Origin of the sequence: Pseudomonas sp. NFR02, assembly GCF_900119375.1 — a bacterium.
In the GTDB taxonomy this organism is placed as follows: domain Bacteria; phylum Pseudomonadota; class Gammaproteobacteria; order Pseudomonadales; family Pseudomonadaceae; genus Aquipseudomonas; species Aquipseudomonas paracarnis.
Genome location: NZ_FPJJ01000001.1, coordinates 1,005,578 through 1,019,897, shown reverse-complemented (window position 1 = coordinate 1,019,897; position 14,320 = coordinate 1,005,578). Strand labels below are relative to the sequence as shown.

General features: G+C 60.3%; 11 protein-coding genes. 7 read left to right on the top strand and 4 right to left on the bottom strand.

All coding sequences use genetic code 11. The features are described from left to right. Positions 1–45: 45 nt before the first annotated feature. The gene (locus BT199_RS04855; RefSeq protein ID WP_019816841.1) at positions 46–996 is read right to left on the bottom strand and encodes a GlxA family transcriptional regulator; all 951 of its coding nucleotides are present in this window, start codon (positions 994–996) and stop codon (positions 46–48) included. A gap of 181 nt (positions 997–1,177) precedes the next feature. On the opposite strand from BT199_RS04855, the gene BT199_RS04850 reads away from it, so the two are divergent. Together BT199_RS04850 and BT199_RS04845 are read left to right on the top strand one after the other, a co-directional pair. Beyond that, entirely contained in the window at positions 1,178–1,900 is a 723-nt protein-coding gene (locus BT199_RS04850; protein WP_014718809.1) for a pirin family protein, read from the top strand. Between the two features lie 145 nt (positions 1,901–2,045). Beyond that, positions 2,046–2,354: a hypothetical protein gene (locus tag BT199_RS04845; protein ID WP_072434039.1), complete on the top strand. Its 309-nt coding sequence runs from the start codon at positions 2,046–2,048 to the stop codon at positions 2,352–2,354. Between the two features lie 140 nt (positions 2,355–2,494). On the opposite strand, the gene BT199_RS04840 is transcribed toward BT199_RS04845, so the two are convergent. Further along, complete coding sequence (locus BT199_RS04840; RefSeq protein ID WP_014718811.1) at positions 2,495–3,466, bottom strand: GlxA family transcriptional regulator; 972 nt, start codon at positions 3,464–3,466, stop codon at positions 2,495–2,497. 109 nt (positions 3,467–3,575) lie between these two features. On the opposite strand from BT199_RS04840, the gene BT199_RS04835 reads away from it, so the two are divergent. Continuing rightward, the gene (locus tag BT199_RS04835) at positions 3,576–4,118 is read left to right on the top strand and encodes a thioesterase family protein (protein ID WP_014718812.1); all 543 of its coding nucleotides are present in this window, start codon (positions 3,576–3,578) and stop codon (positions 4,116–4,118) included. Positions 4,119–4,292: 174 nt separating this feature from the next. Continuing rightward, positions 4,293–8,060 (top strand): hypothetical protein, encoded by a 3,768-nt coding sequence (locus BT199_RS04830; protein WP_072434038.1) that lies wholly within the window; start codon positions 4,293–4,295, stop codon positions 8,058–8,060. A gap of 16 nt (positions 8,061–8,076) precedes the next feature. Here BT199_RS04830 and BT199_RS04825 read toward each other — a convergent pair whose 3' ends face one another. Next, complete coding sequence (locus BT199_RS04825; RefSeq protein ID WP_072434037.1) at positions 8,077–9,705, bottom strand: pyoverdine maturation tyrosinase PvdP; 1,629 nt, start codon at positions 9,703–9,705, stop codon at positions 8,077–8,079. A gap of 142 nt (positions 9,706–9,847) precedes the next feature. On the opposite strand from BT199_RS04825, the gene pvdM reads away from it, so the two are divergent. The 3 genes from pvdM to BT199_RS04810 are packed head-to-tail and all read left to right on the top strand — an operon-like array spanning position 9,848 to position 13,386. Next, on the top strand, positions 9,848–11,197 hold the full coding sequence (gene pvdM, locus BT199_RS04820) for a pyoverdine-tailoring dipeptidase-like protein PvdM (RefSeq protein WP_072434036.1): 1,350 nt from the start codon (positions 9,848–9,850) through the stop codon (positions 11,195–11,197). Between the two features lie 18 nt (positions 11,198–11,215). Then, complete coding sequence (locus BT199_RS04815; RefSeq protein ID WP_072434035.1) at positions 11,216–12,484, top strand: pyoverdine-tailoring periplasmic protein PvdN; 1,269 nt, start codon at positions 11,216–11,218, stop codon at positions 12,482–12,484. Positions 12,485–12,513: 29 nt separating this feature from the next. Continuing rightward, positions 12,514–13,386: a dihydropyoverdine dehydrogenase gene (locus tag BT199_RS04810; protein ID WP_014718817.1), complete on the top strand. Its 873-nt coding sequence runs from the start codon at positions 12,514–12,516 to the stop codon at positions 13,384–13,386. A 50-nt stretch (positions 13,387–13,436) separates the two neighbouring features. Here the strand turns inward: BT199_RS04810 and BT199_RS04805 are convergent, their stop codons facing one another. After that, entirely contained in the window at positions 13,437–14,264 is an 828-nt protein-coding gene (locus BT199_RS04805) for a formyl transferase (protein WP_014718818.1), read from the bottom strand. Positions 14,265–14,320 lie beyond the last annotated feature (56 nt).

The window sequence follows — 14,320 nt, the reverse complement described above, 5'->3', positions numbered from 1 at the left end:
GGGAGCAATACGGACAATCGGGTGCCTGAGACGGACAGGGTGTCGTTAACTGAACTGTTGTCGGTATTGGGTAGGGTTCAGCCCGAGCTTTTCGCTGAACAGAAAGCGCATATGCCGCACGCTGCCAAAGCCGGCGTGGAAGGCCACGGTCTTGAGCGGCAGGTCGGTGGTTTCCAGCAGGTGCCGGGCCCGGTCGATACGCGCGCCCTGCAGGAACGCCATGGGCGTCATCTGCACGTCCTTGGCGAACAGCCGCGCAAAGTGGCGCGCGCTCATCCCGGCCAACTCAGCCATGGACTCGATGGTAAAGGGTTGATCCAGATGCGCCAGGACGTGGTTCTGCACACGGGTGATCGGGGTTTCCTGGGGCGCCACGGCGGCAGTCATCGGGCTGAACTGGGCCTGGCCGCCCTGGCGTTTCATCACCACCAGCAGCACCTTGGCTACGTCCACCGCCACTTGCTTGCCATGGTCCTGGGCAACGACCGACAGGGCCAGGTCGATACCCGCAGTGACGCCCCCAGAGGTGATCAGGCGCCCGTCCTGCAAATAGATGCGGTCGGTTTCGACGATGGCGTTGGGAAACGCCTTGATCAACCGCTCGGTGTAGTGCCAATGGGTGGTCACGCGGTGCCCGTCGAGCAAGCCTGCGTGGCCGAGCACAAAAGCGCCGGTGCAGATCGAGCCAATACGCCGAGCCCGTGGCGCCGCAGCTTTGAGCCACGGCAACAGCGCGGGGTGGCATTCGTTATAGGCGCCGGGGCCGCCCGGCACCAACAGCAAGTCATAAGCCGCCTGGGCCTGTTCCAACAGCAGGTCGGTCTGCACGCTCACGCCATTGGAGGCCTGCAACGGGCCGGGCTCAGTGCCGATGGTCAGGATCTGGTAGTGATCGGCCGCTGGCAGGTAGCGGTTGGCAATCGAAAACACTTCCAGCGGCCCGGCCATGTCGAGCAGCAGGAAGTCCGGGAACAGCGCCATGGCCACGGTTTTCATAAGCGGGAAATGTCCATCGAGAAGGAGTGCGGCGAGCATTATGGCACGACTTTAACTGTCAACCTGAAAGCGACAGTTATTCTATTTTCATCTTCTTAATCAATCATTCGTTAACCATTAACCTTCTTCTCAACGCAAGCGCCCTGCATCTCGCAGCCCGCGCTCACTTGAGGACTGGACCATGCTGACCCTTCGCAAAGCTTCCGAACGCGGCGCCGCCAATCACGGTTGGTTGAAGTCGTTTCATACCTTCTCATTCGCCAACTACTGGAACCCCAAGGAACAGGGTTTTTCCGACCTGCTGGTGATCAATGATGACCGCGTCGCCGCAGGCAAAGGCTTCGGCCAGCACCCGCACCGCGACATGGAGATCTTCTCCTACGTGCTCGAAGGTGCGCTGGAGCACAAAGACACCCTGGGCACCGGCTCGGTGATCCGCCCCGGCGATGTGCAACTGATGAGCGCGGGCAGCGGCGTGGCCCACAGCGAGTTCAACCACAGCCAGCGTCACGGCGTGCACTTCCTGCAAATCTGGATCGTGCCCAACGAAGCCGGCGCCAAACCGCGCTATCAGCAAGAGCATTTCACTGAAGCGCAAAAACGTGGGCGCTTGCAGTTGATCATCTCGCCAGAGGGTGCCAACGGTTCGCTGAAAGTGCGCCAGGACGCACGGGTGTATGCCGGCCTGTTCGACGCTGACGAAAGTGCCCGCCTGGAACTGGCACCGGATCGCTACGCCTACATCCATGTGGCGCGCGGCAGCATTGAGCTTAACGGCCAGCGCTTGCAGGAAGGCGACGGTGTACGCGTACGGGACGAACGCCAGATCCGCTTGAGCCATGGCGAAGACGCCGAAGTGCTGGTGTTTGACCTGCGCCCCAACGAACTGCCGCAAATGCCATGACGGTCGCAGTGATGGTCCCGCCAGCGGGACCATCGTTGGCATCGATAGTCACCATCAGCGCAATGAAGTTCTCTTAAAAAATGCAACGCGTAACATCAAACCCATGCCAAACGGCACCCAACTTAAATACTCGGAGCACACCATCATGAAACGCCAAATCCTGCTTAGCCTCGCTTTCTCGGTACTCGCTGCAAACGCTTTTGCCCACCCGGTTGTCGCTGAAGGCGGCGCGGATCGCCTGATAGAAACCCGTGTTGCCGAAGGTGGCGCGGATCGCCTGCAAGAACGTGGTCTGGCTGAAGGCGGCGCTGATCGCTTGCAGGAACGTGGCCTGGCTGAAGGCGGTGCTGATCGCTTGCAGGAACGTGGTCTGGCTGAAGGCGGTGCTGATCGCTTGCAGGAACGTGGTCTCGCTGAAGGGGGTGCCGAGCGTCTGCTGAGCACCCACGTATAACCCCGCACTGTTGGCGGGACACCCCAAACCGGCCTGATCAGCCGGTTTTTTTTCGTCTTCGATTGGCAAAGTCTCTACATCACACGCTGTCAGGCCGCCATCGCAGGCAAGCCAACGCCCACATTGGGATCGTGGGTGTATCAGGTCGTCTTCACACCCTGGGCGATCAGGAACTTCTTGCGATACGCCGCCGGCAGCATCCCCACCCGCTGCTGAAACAACCGCCTAAACGAATTACTGTCTTCATAACCCACCGCATACGTGATGCTATCGAGCGTCATACGTGTCGACTCAAGCATCTGCTTGGCTCGCTCCAGACGCAGGCTCTGCAGATAACCAATCGGTGTAGAGCCCGTGGCGTCCTTGAAGCGCCGCTTGAAATTACGCACGCCAAAGCCAAAGCGCTGGGCAACCTCGTCGATCACCAACGACTGCGCAAAGTGCTGCTCCAACCAATGTTGCACACGCAGGATCTGCGCATCACCGTGGCTCTTGGGCAACGACCACATCGCATAGGCCGACTGTTCGGTGCGCCCGGCATCGATCAGCAAGTACTTGCCGCAGGTATGAGCCAGCTCCGGCGAGCCGAAACGGCGGATCAGGTGCAGCATCAAATCCATCGCCGCCGTGGCGCCACCGCACGTGACCAGCCGATTCTCTTCGCAGAGGATCTGCCGCTCATCCAGGCTGACCTGGGCATATCGACGCCGGAAGAACCCGGCAAATGCCCAGTGGGTCGTCGCACGCAAGCCGTGTAATAACCCCGTCTCGGCCAGCATGAACGCCGCCGTGCACATCGAAGCCAACACAGCGCCTTGCCCATGCTGCTCACGCAACCAGGGGCCGTAGGTGGCGAACGTCGGCATGGCTTCTTTGAGGGTAAAGAGAAAACCGGGAATCAGCACCAGGTCGGTATGCGCGATCTGCGCCAGTGAACCCTGCACTTGCAGGCATTGCCCGCCCCACGCCGTCACCGGCAGGCCGTCCAGGGACGCCAGCGTCACCTCGAAGGGCGGGCTGTCGGCGAAGAGATTGGCCGCGCTGAGCATTTCCATGGCCAGGGTGGCACTGGCAGCGGAGCATTGGTCCGCCAGGAGCAAGGTGACGTGCATGTAAAAACTCCAGCTTGCACTTTTCGCATGTAATAAGTCATCTACGCATCTACCTTAGCCGATTCCGGCTCCGTACAGTGCAGCCATTGATCAACTGTCTGGCGTCTTTATGAATCTCTGGTTTCGATTACTGCATATGCTGTTGCGCCGCCCCTGGCGCAAACCGGTCCATGGCCTGGCCACCACAGTGGTGCGCATGCGGGTCTGGCCCCTGGATCTGGACCTGAACCGGCATGTCACCAATGGCCGATATTTCACCCTGGCCGACGTGGCGCGCATGGATTTTGTGCTGCGCACCGGCGCCTTTCGCGTGGCCCTGCGCCACAAGGCCATGCCGATAGTCGGCGATACCTGGGGCAAGTTTCGCCGGGAATTGAAGCTGTTCGAAGCATTCGAAGTGCACACTCGCATTCTCGGCTGGGACCACAAGTGGAACCTGATGGAGCACCGTTTCGTCAGCAATGGGCGAGTGGTCGGCGTGGTGGTGATGCGTGGGTTGTTTCGCTCCGCCAAGGGCACCCTGCCCCCTTCCGAGTTCGTCCGCGAGCTGGGGTTGGACGACACCTCGCCGCCGATGCCGCAATGGCTCAGCGACTGGTCATGCAGTTGCGATGAGATGAGTGCGCAATTACGGGAACAAGAGCGAGCCTGAAGGGTGTCCAGACCACCGAAATGCGACTAACCGCATGTCGCTATTGGTCACACTCCATCCTTTGCCCGAGCGGAACTCTCGCAGCTTTTTCCTTCACCCAACAATGCGTCTGAAATTCAGACGCACTCCTCAGGAAACTTGCCTATTGGATATTCGCCTTACAGGTCCCCGCCCATGCTCAGTACGACCAAGCAAGCCAACCCCCACTGGTATGACGTCCCTTTCCACTCTACCAAGCCCGATGGGCCACCTCGCCAGCCACCGCTGATCGAGCCGCTAACCACTCCCCCTGCCTTGGCTGGCGCGACGCACGCGCCTGCACCGAAAACCTACAAGGAAGGGTTCGGCGACAGACACGACCTGCAAACGCTGACCACGAAACTCGGAGACATCGCGAAGCAATTGGATGTGAACACCACGCCTCAAGCGATACTGGCTGCCTTGAGAGCCCCCCTGGATATTCATCCTGACTCATCGTTCCCTGTGCGCCCCAGTGAAGGCGCGACACTGGAGAGCTTTATCAGGGCCAAGGGCTGGCCGATACCTACCACCCAACTTTCGCTGACCGAGCTGATAAAGACGGTGAAACAGGAAGCCCTGACGCAGCCGATGGGTAATTTTGGCGGCGCGTTGTCGTGGTCAATACCCCTGAGCCAGGCTGAGCAGAGCCGACTACGCATTATCTCCATGAGGTCTGACTACCTGAACGCCCTGGATGCCTTGCTGGCCCAGCACCCGCTAACCCCCGAGGTACAAAGTGACCCCGCGCAAGCACTGGAGGCCCTGCTCAGTTCCTCCGCAGGCCAAACGCTGGGTAAACACCTGCAGGAGCAATCCGGCGGTATCGCCACTGCCAACAGCGCCACCGACTACCTGATGGCTGCCATTCAGTTGCAACTGGACCCCGAATCCATTACCGCCCCTCAACGTAATAACGTGGCGGGGTTTGACCTGGCGCACGCGCGCCACTGGGGCAAACCCGCGTCTACAGTGCTGGATACGTTGAGCAAGCATTTGGTCGACAGTGGCAGGATCAGCCCTGTGCTGTCCAAAGTGGCTGCGTATGTGTTGCTGGCCAAGAAGGCCCCTGTTTACCTGATCAAAGACATACCGCCCTCCGTGAGGCACGGCAGCCCAGCCTGGCTGAACCTGGTCATTACCGTGGCGAGCATTGAAGCGAGTACGCCGGGGAAAGTCCCGAACATGACGTTTGCCCAAGTGATGCAGGAAGGCGAACATGCAAGGGTGGCGCAACCCGAGGCGGCTGCGCAAGCTCGTACAGCAGCGCTGGTAGATTGGGGGGTTTGCCATAACGTAATTGCCCGCAAGGACGACACGCAATACACCGTGCAAGAGCTGGAAACCCTGAAAACCACCTTCACAGCCCGACAGCAGGACATGCTAGGCGCCTCTGCCGCCTTGGATCTGGAATTGCCCACCCGAGAAAAGATGGCCATGGCCGTACTGGTGGAACGGTATGGCGACCTGGGTGATCTGTTCAAACAAAAACTGATCAAGACCAGCAACATTCCGCGCAGAGGGCAGAACAAGGCACACACATGGCTACCCGGCCTGCATTCGATGCTCGACATCGCAATGATGGATCTGAGATTGCCCTATCTCTTTGAAGCCGCGAACAAACGTGTACCGATCAACGACTTGAACGCCCGCTACCGATTTGGTGTGAGCGATAACTTCGAAAAGCGCTTTGAGGAAACAATCAAGAAGAAAAAGATCGCCCTCGCCACGACGGTCAAACACCTGATCGCGCAGCTCCCCCTGGAAGACCGTAGAAACTTTGAGTACGGCAAAGTTACGTATTATCGAAACTCATCCACTGAGTTGGGTTTCTGGAGCAAGTCCGACCCGGTGTATGAAAAAAACCTGCTGGTGAAAATTGAACGCGACGGGCAATCCAGCGGCTACCGTATCGACCCGACCAAAGGCGAAATCGTGCCCATTGAAATGTGGGCGCTGAAAGAACGTGAATCCAGGGAGGCGAATGTAGCGTTCAACACCAGCGTGTTCGTCCCCAAAAGCGTCAGTGCCGACCACGCAAACGAACGCGCCGGCGCAACTGACGCAGCTATTGATAGTTTTGCTACCGACCGCACGCAAGACATTGCTGATGCCTTCGTTGAGCATTTCAATCTCGATGACCCGGATATCAAGAAATACGCCAGAGGGCAGACGACCCAGGACCTGGCGAACGAGAAAATCAATCAGGTAAACGATTTCTTCATGAACTTGATTCCTTTCCGCTCGGCAATTGAAAACTTTAAAAAAGGCAACAACGTCGAGGGCGGGTTTGACTTGGCCCTGGATGTGTTTGGCTTTCTCACAGCGGGCGCGGCCAATATCGGCAAACTCACCAAGGTCGCCGGCAGTGCCGCATCCCTTGCCACCAAGGTCGCGCGAACGGGCAAAGTCATCGGCATGGTCACCTTGAGCAACTTCAACCCTCTGGACGGGCTGGCTGACCTGGCCATTGGCGGCGCAAACCTGCTGAGCAAAGGGTTGACCAAAAGCACCGCGTGGCTGGCCAACATACGAAACACGGATAAAGCCCATGATTGGTTGAAGGCTATCAGCCAGGAGCATGGCAATGCATTGCTCGGTTCGATCACCTCCGGCGGGCGCTCGGTTGATAGTGTTGTGGTATTCAAAAACGATCAGTGGCACCACTACGACCCCATCACCCGTCAACCCTACGGCACGCCGGTGAACGGCTTCACGCCGAGAGTCCTGGCAACCCAGGGTGAAATCAACGGCACCCTCAGCGAGTGGGTCGCCAACTGGTTCAACCCGGCAAAACCCGGCATACCCATACCGGAGGCCTTCAACGACGCAGTTGACGCAGCAAAAGCAACCACCACAGGCCACGCGGCATTCAATCAGGGGTACAACACGCTCGCCCCGGCCAGCATTTCTGGCTATTCAGCAGAGCTGGGCATCACTCAGTTGAAAAAACTGGCCACGGACGCCACCGCGTCACCCGAGGTACTGGGTAGCCTGTCCAGGCGTATCGACGAGCTGGAGGCGCTGCCAGGCAAAGTCAAAACACTCTACGAAAAGCTCATTCCGCCCACAAAGCCATTGCCCGGCAAGCCCGCGACGCCAGAACAATTGCAGTTTGAAGAGGCGCTCGCAAGGGGGACTCCGGACGGGATCGACGGCTTCTCGCCGACAATGAAAATGCACCAACTGCGCGAATTGATATTGAACCCGAACCTGACACCTGCCGACCTCGGGGCGCTTTTCAAGCATATGCAACGCCGAGCGATGGAGGCCAGCTTCACGAGCAGCAGAAAATTCATTGATGACATGACCGCAGCGGGTGGCGCGGTGATCGCCATGCCGCAAGGCTTCTACCTGAGCCAGGTCAACCTTACGTCCAAGGGAGACTGTGCGGCGTTGTCGAATGGTATGGCACTGGCCATTCTCGAAAACGCGGAAGATACCCTGATCAAGAATTTCTTTATCAGTATGGCGCACCCCAAGCATCCCAATACTGAGCGATTCCGCGACAGCCTGGAGAAATTCCAGCACACCCTCACAAATGACTTTCACTCCGGGCAGCTCACCCGCCATGCCACGTACGACAAGATTATCTCGGAGTTGGCAACCGCCACCACCTCCAAAGCCTTGTTGATCAGCAATTCGAAGCATGGCGTCACAGCCGGCGTCAGAGTCATAAACGGCCATAAGACCTGGTTCTATTATGACCCCAACTTTGGGCTCGCCAAATTTCCCACTGAGGCCGCCATGCGCAGTGGCATGGAACGTGCGCTCAATAGTGGACAGACCAGCCACTTATTCCAGCCGCTCAAAAGGGCCGATGGCTACATCGTTTCTGAATTCAACGAGTTATACCTGATCAATAAGATGGGTGATCCTCGAAGTGTCAGCGGCCTGTATAGGGCAGAGATAGCCATAACCTAGAACGCCTCCAGCGCCTTTACAGCGTACGCGTGATTTTCAAATGGCGCGCGTACCAAGGCCGTCGTGGTACACGTTTGAACAAGCCCTTGAGCACCTCCTCATCGGCGCCGAAGGTAATGCGCAGGGCCAGCTTCATGACTTCCGGATCCATTTCCATCGAACGCCCTTGTTGCAGTCCCGGTGTGGTACTGCAGCCATGGGTGTCCGGTCCGAGCCAAGGGTCGCCTACTTCAACCCAGCGGCCCTGTGCAAACCAGGCTATGCCGTTGACTTCCAGGCGGTTCACCTCGCCAGGGTTGAAGCGTTCGTGGGCGCGAAACCAGTCTTCGATGCGGTCATCGATCCAGCCGTGGAAATGCCAGAACACCGGGTTTACGTGGGATGAAAACGGGTCGCCAAGAAAGTCGTTCTCCGGCGCATACCACCGTGGGGCAAAATCCGCGGGGTCACGGGCGAAGGGTACCGGGGCGCCGTTGGACGGGTCGCGGGGCACCGAGGCCCAACGCATATGCAGCCAGTCGTGCAGGCCCAGTTCCATTTCCGAGCCCAACTGGCCCAGGGTCAACTTGGCCAGGTAACGCGGGTCGCGGTATTGGGATTCCCACACCTGGAAATTGCTGTGGTAGGTCTCGGCGGCCTTGATATCGCTGACCCACTGGGTGTAGTCGGCATCATCCGGCGCTGACCAACAGGGCGGCAGGGCGAAACCGTCGTGGTTGTCAAAGTAGCGTACAAAGCCCAGGCGATCGCGCTCCAACGGCGGTTGCGGCTCGGGAAATTGCGGCCAGGAGGGCAAGTCCTGCATGGAACGTGCGGTGCCGAGCATGTGGCGGTGCATGAAGAAGAAGTCGATGCCCGACCCATTGCGGTCCTTGCGCTTGCCGCGGGCGTCGCGTTCCTGGCCACGGGGCCCCGGTTGCCAGCCGATGCCACGCAGGGCCTCGCGTTTTTCTTCGGAGAGCTTGTGCCACTGATCGCGGGTGGCGTGCCACAGTTGGTGAAACAGCCGATGCTCGGGGGAAACCAGCCAGGCCAGCAAGGTGGGGTTAAGGCCGATGCGCTGGCGGGCTTCGGGGAACAGTTGTTTGTGGGCGATAAAACGGTTGTCACGTTCGGGCAGCGCCAAGGGCCGCTCAAGATCGAGGATGTGCCCGCTGAGGGTGGCGCTGCCGGCATTGCCGAAATCGGCCCAGACTTCATCCAGGGTCATTTTGAATTCATAGGCCGGCACGGCGCCGGCGGAATCGCGGTCGATCAAGCGCCAATAGAGCACGGCGCCCTCGCCCGTCAGCAGGTCGCCCAAGACGCGGTAGCGCGGTTCGCCTTCAGCGCGCAGCTGCTCGGCGGTATCCAGGTAACCGCGCAGGCCACGCCCACGGGGAGCGATGTCCAGCAGCAACTCCAGGCCATGCAGCGGCAGGCCCGCAAGGCCCGCATCGCGGCCTTCCAGGCGCAGGCTCCAGACGCCCCGCAGGGTGTTCGCCAGATGCTGGCCCTGGATGTCGGCCAGGTCGACCGTGGCTTCGCCGGGGGTGATGGGAAACTCGTCTTCCCGTGTCAACTCGCGATGGGCATAAAAGGCCGCGGGCACCGCTGCACCGGTCAGCGCCAGGCCTGCGATGAACCCACGTCGAGAGATTGTCATTGGCTACCTTAGGAAACGGCTTGATCAGAGCTAGAACGTTTGCAACCCGATGAAATTTACCGCCCTGCCCCCGCCACCTAAATTTCCCCCGTCATCGCTCGTCCTTCCCTGATAGCAAAGGCCTCAACTGACTGAGATGGCAATGACAAAATCACGTTCGAAAAAGGCGCTGTATATCGGCCTGCCGCTGGCCCTGGCTATCGGCGCCGGGGCTGGCTTGCTGGTCTGGGATCAGTGGTTCAAGGGCAACGCCGGCTACCCGCTGGAGGTGATCAAGCAGGCCAATGAAATGCAGGATCGCCTGTTGTCATTTGACAGCCACATCACCCTGCCCCTGGATTTCGGCACGGCGGGCAATGAGGCCGACAAGGATGGCAGCGGCCAGTTCGACCTGGCCAAGGCCGCCCGCGGCCGATTGTCGGGCGCCGCGCTGACGATCTTCGGCTGGCCGGAAATCTGGAACGGCGATAACGCTCCGCACAAACCCACCGATGGTTTTGTCGAAGAGGCCCGCCACGAGCAGGAGGTGCGCTATAAGATCATCTCCGGCATGGTGCGCGACTTTCCCAACCAGGTGGGCATCGCCTACACCCCGGACGATATGCGCCGCTTGCACGGCGAAGGCAAGTTCGCGATTTTTATCAGCATGCTCAACGCCTACCCCCTGGGCAATGACCTGAACCAGCTGGACCTGTGGGCCGCACGCGGCATGCGCATGTTCGGGTTCAGCTACATCGGCAATAACGCCTGGTCCGACTCGTCGCGCCCGCTGCCGTTTTTCAATGACTCCCCCGACGCCCTTGAAGGCCTGTCGCCGATCGGCCAGCAAGCGGTGCATCGCCTCAATGACCTGGGGGTGATCATCGACGTGTCGCAGATGTCGACCAAGGCCCTGGAGCAGGTCGCGCAGTTGAGCCGCACGCCGATGGTGGCGTCCCATTCGGCGCCTCGGGCGTCAGTGGATATCCCGCGCAACCTCAGCGACAAGGAACTGCAACTGATCAAGAACAGTGGCGGCGTGGTGCAGGTGGTGGGCTTCCCCGCCTACCTGCGCCCCTTGAGCCAGCCGACCCAGGACAAGCTCAATACCTTGCGCGCACGGTTCGACCTGCAGCCACTGCCGAATCTGGCCATGGCCCTGATGCCCGGCGATGCAATCATTGCCGCCTGGCCCGAGCAACGCTTCGGCCAATACGCCAGCGCGCTGTACGGCATTCTCGAGGAAGAGCCCAAGGCCACCCTCAAGGACCTCGGCGACGCCATCGACTACACCGTGCGCAAGATCGGCATCGATCATGTCGGCATTGCCTCGGACTTCAACGACGGCGGCGGCCTCCAGGGCTGGGAGAACGTCGGCGAAGTGCGCAACGTCACCGCCGAACTGATCCAGCGCGGCTACTCCGAAGCCGATATCGCCAAGCTGTGGGGAGGCAACTTCCTGCGGGTGTGGGACCAGGTCCAAAAAGCCGCCAAACCCTTGGCCAACCGCTAACCACCACGAAGTAAGTCCATGACCGACCGCCGTACATTTCTCAAGCAGGCCGGCGTCTTTGCCGCGAGCCTGCCGCTGGGCACCGCGTTGCTGCCTCAGGCAGTCGCCGCCGCCACGAACGACCCATGGACGGGATTGAAACAACTGTTCAACCAGGACCCCAATTACCTGCATTTTTCCAACTTCCTGGTGGCCTCGCACCCCAGGCCCGTGCGCGAGGCCATCGAACGCTACCGCCAACAGATCGACCGTAACCCTGGCCTGGCCATGGACTGGGACCTGCAGGAAACCTGGAAGCGTGAAGGCCAGGTACGCGAGTGGGCCGGCCGCTACCTGAACGCCACGCCAGCGCAGATCGCCCTGACCGGCAGCACGTCCGAAGGGCTGGCGATGATCTATGGCGGGATCAAGGTGCGCGCCGACCAGGAAATCCTCACCACGGTGCATGAGCATTACGCTACCGAGTTCAGCCTGGACTTCCGGGTACGCAAGGAGCAGACCCAGGTTCGCAAGATACGCCTGTTCAAAAACCCCAATCAGGTCTCGGCCGATGAAGTGCTGGGCAATATCCAGCGCAACATTCGCCCCAACACCCGTGTACTGGGCATGACCTGGGTGCAATCCGGCAGCGGCGTAAAACTGCCCATCGGTGAGATCGGCAAGCTGGTGGACGAACACAACCGCAACCGCGACGAGCCGGACCGCCTGCTCTATATCGTCGATGGTGTGCACGGCTTCGGCGTGGAAGACCTCGACTTCCCCGCTATGCACTGCGACTTCTTCATCGCTGGCACCCACAAGTGGATGTTCGGCCCGCGGGGCACCGGCCTGGTGTGCGCCCGCGAGACCGAAAACAAATACGTCACACCGATGATTCCGACCTTCTCCGAAGACAAAAACTTCGCCACGACCATGACGCCCGGCGGCTACCACGCCTTCGAACATCGCTGGGCCGCCGACGAAGCCTTCAAGTTGCACCTGCAACTGGGCAAGGCGCCGGTGCAGGCACGTATCCATGCCCTCAATACCGAACTCAAGGACCAACTGCTGGCCCACCCGCAGATCGAACTGGTGACACCGCGCAGCCCCGAGCTGTCAGCCGGATTCACCTTCTTTCGGGTCAAGAACCGGGACAGCGATGCCGTCGCGGCCTACCTGATGAAAAACCGCGTGGTGGTGGACGCGGTGGAGCGTGACGTTGGCCCGGTGATTCGCACCTCGCCGGGCCTGCTTAACAACTCCGATGAGATCCAGCGCTTCATGACCCTGCTGAGCCAGCGGTTATGACCCCTTTTCCCTTTGAACGAGACGCCTCCATGACGCCATCCCGACTCAAACCGCTCACCGCACTGGCACTCACCGCCCTGTGCGGCGCCCTGCTGCCCGGCCTGGCCCATGCCGCCGCCCCACAACCGGGCAAGGTCTTCAAAGACTGCAAGGACTGCCCGGAAATGGTGGTGCTGCCCGCCGGCACCTTCACCATGGGTACCCCGGAAGACGAAGTGGGCCGCGAGCCCGACGAAGGCCCCATGCATGCCGTGACCTTCGCCAAGCCGTTCGCCATGAGCCGCTTCCACATCACCGCCGGCGAATGGGACAGCTACGTGCGCCAGACCGGAGTCAAGATCGCCAATGGCGACGACCGCCCCGGCCGCGAATGCATCGCCAGCAAGCCGCGCTACCCCCAGGGGCCACGTCAGCCGGCGGTGTGCATGGACATGGACGACATCAAGCAGTACGTGAGCTGGCTGTCGAAGAAGACCGGGCACACGTACCAGATGGTCAGCGAAGCCCAACGCGAATACGCCGCCCGCGCCGGCACCACCGGCCCGTTCCCCTTCCCGTTCGACGAAGGCAAGGGCTACAGCATCGCCCAGCACGCCAACACCTACGGTCCGGCGGACGGCTACAGCTATTCGTCGCCCGTGGGCAGCTACCCACCGAATGCCTTTGGCATGTATGACATGCACGGCAATGTGTATGAGCGGGTGGCTGATTGCGAGCATCCGAACTACGTCGGCGCGCCAACTGATGGCAGTGCCTGGGTGGAGCCCAACTGCGAGGCCTACCAGATTCGCGGCAATGACTGGGGCGAGGCGCCGGTGTTTTCACGCTCGGGCAATCGCAACAACATCTACCCGCAAACACGGGGGGATTGGATTGGGTTCCGGGTAGTACGCGAACTCTAATACCTTGTAGGAGCGAGGGGACGCCTAGTTCTTGCTCGCTCCTACAGGGTTCAGCCTTGTTTGGCCAACAGCTCCAAGCCTTCATGCAATGCCGGGAACAGGCTGTTGTTGAAGTTGTTCCAGCGCAGCTCAAGGATGGTGTCCTCGGGCGAAATCTCGGTCTTGAGCACGTCGTGGAACACCTCTCCCGAGTCGATGCCGTTATCCACGTAGTGGAATGACGCACCGGTCCAATACAACGGCTCGCACGCCTGAGTCGCCTTGGTTGCCCAGTCGGTAATCGCCTGCCCACGTGCGCCGTACAGCGCATTCCAGGTGGCGTACGCCCCACGGCGTTCGTAAGGCGACTCGAGGCGGGTGATGCCCGGATGAATGTTCATGATGCGCCGTGCAAACGGCGCACCCGGGCGCACCAGTTCGTCGAGGATCACCAGCAAACCATCCAGCACCACGATGTCAGCCTTCAACTCCACCAGGGTGTCATGCAGCCGACGCTCGAAATCCTGCTTGCCGGCGACATGTTCGGCGCTGCCCCGTGGCAGGCGACGATAGGTCGACGGCACGCTGAGCAGCAGGTCATTGACCAACGTGCCTTGCACACGCAAATCCGCCGGGTACAACCACTGGCGACCCGGCTGGTAAGCAAAGCCATAGTCCGCCACCAACTGCTGGTCCCGCGGGTTGTGCTCATCGTCGTCATACACCACGCCTACGAGGTTGTAAGCCTCGCCCAGCGACGTGTCGTTGAGCGAGCCCACCAGAAACTCCAGCACCGATTTCATATAGCGCTCGTGGTCTTTATAGGCCACCGGTTGCCCCGCCTTGTCGGCGGCGGCGTTTCTCAGGGACCAGACATACACCAGGTTCTTTTTCGTCATGTGTTTCGCTCTCGCTCAAAGGGCCACGCACGGCATTGATACACGTGCGCCTACAG

What these genes read in the sequence shown, in the direction of transcription:
- BT199_RS04845 (WP_072434039.1), top strand. Translation starts at nt 2,046, where the DNA reads ATGAAACGCCAAATCCTGCTTAGCCTCGCTTTCTCGGTACTCGCTGCA.
- pvdM (WP_072434036.1), top strand. Translation starts at nt 9,848, where the DNA reads ATGACAAAATCACGTTCGAAAAAGGCGCTGTATATCGGCCTGCCGCTG.
- BT199_RS04830 (WP_072434038.1), top strand. Translation starts at nt 4,293, where the DNA reads ATGCTCAGTACGACCAAGCAAGCCAACCCCCACTGGTATGACGTCCCT.
- BT199_RS04805 (WP_014718818.1), bottom strand. Translation starts at nt 14,264, where the DNA reads ATGACGAAAAAGAACCTGGTGTATGTCTGGTCCCTGAGAAACGCCGCC.
- BT199_RS04810 (WP_014718817.1), top strand. Translation starts at nt 12,514, where the DNA reads ATGACGCCATCCCGACTCAAACCGCTCACCGCACTGGCACTCACCGCC.
- BT199_RS04855 (WP_019816841.1), bottom strand. Translation starts at nt 996, where the DNA reads ATGAAAACCGTGGCCATGGCGCTGTTCCCGGACTTCCTGCTGCTCGAC.
- BT199_RS04835 (WP_014718812.1), top strand. Translation starts at nt 3,576, where the DNA reads ATGAATCTCTGGTTTCGATTACTGCATATGCTGTTGCGCCGCCCCTGG.
- BT199_RS04815 (WP_072434035.1), top strand. Translation starts at nt 11,216, where the DNA reads ATGACCGACCGCCGTACATTTCTCAAGCAGGCCGGCGTCTTTGCCGCG.
- BT199_RS04850 (WP_014718809.1), top strand. Translation starts at nt 1,178, where the DNA reads ATGCTGACCCTTCGCAAAGCTTCCGAACGCGGCGCCGCCAATCACGGT.
- BT199_RS04825 (WP_072434037.1), bottom strand. Translation starts at nt 9,705, where the DNA reads ATGACAATCTCTCGACGTGGGTTCATCGCAGGCCTGGCGCTGACCGGT.
- BT199_RS04840 (WP_014718811.1), bottom strand. Translation starts at nt 3,466, where the DNA reads ATGCACGTCACCTTGCTCCTGGCGGACCAATGCTCCGCTGCCAGTGCC.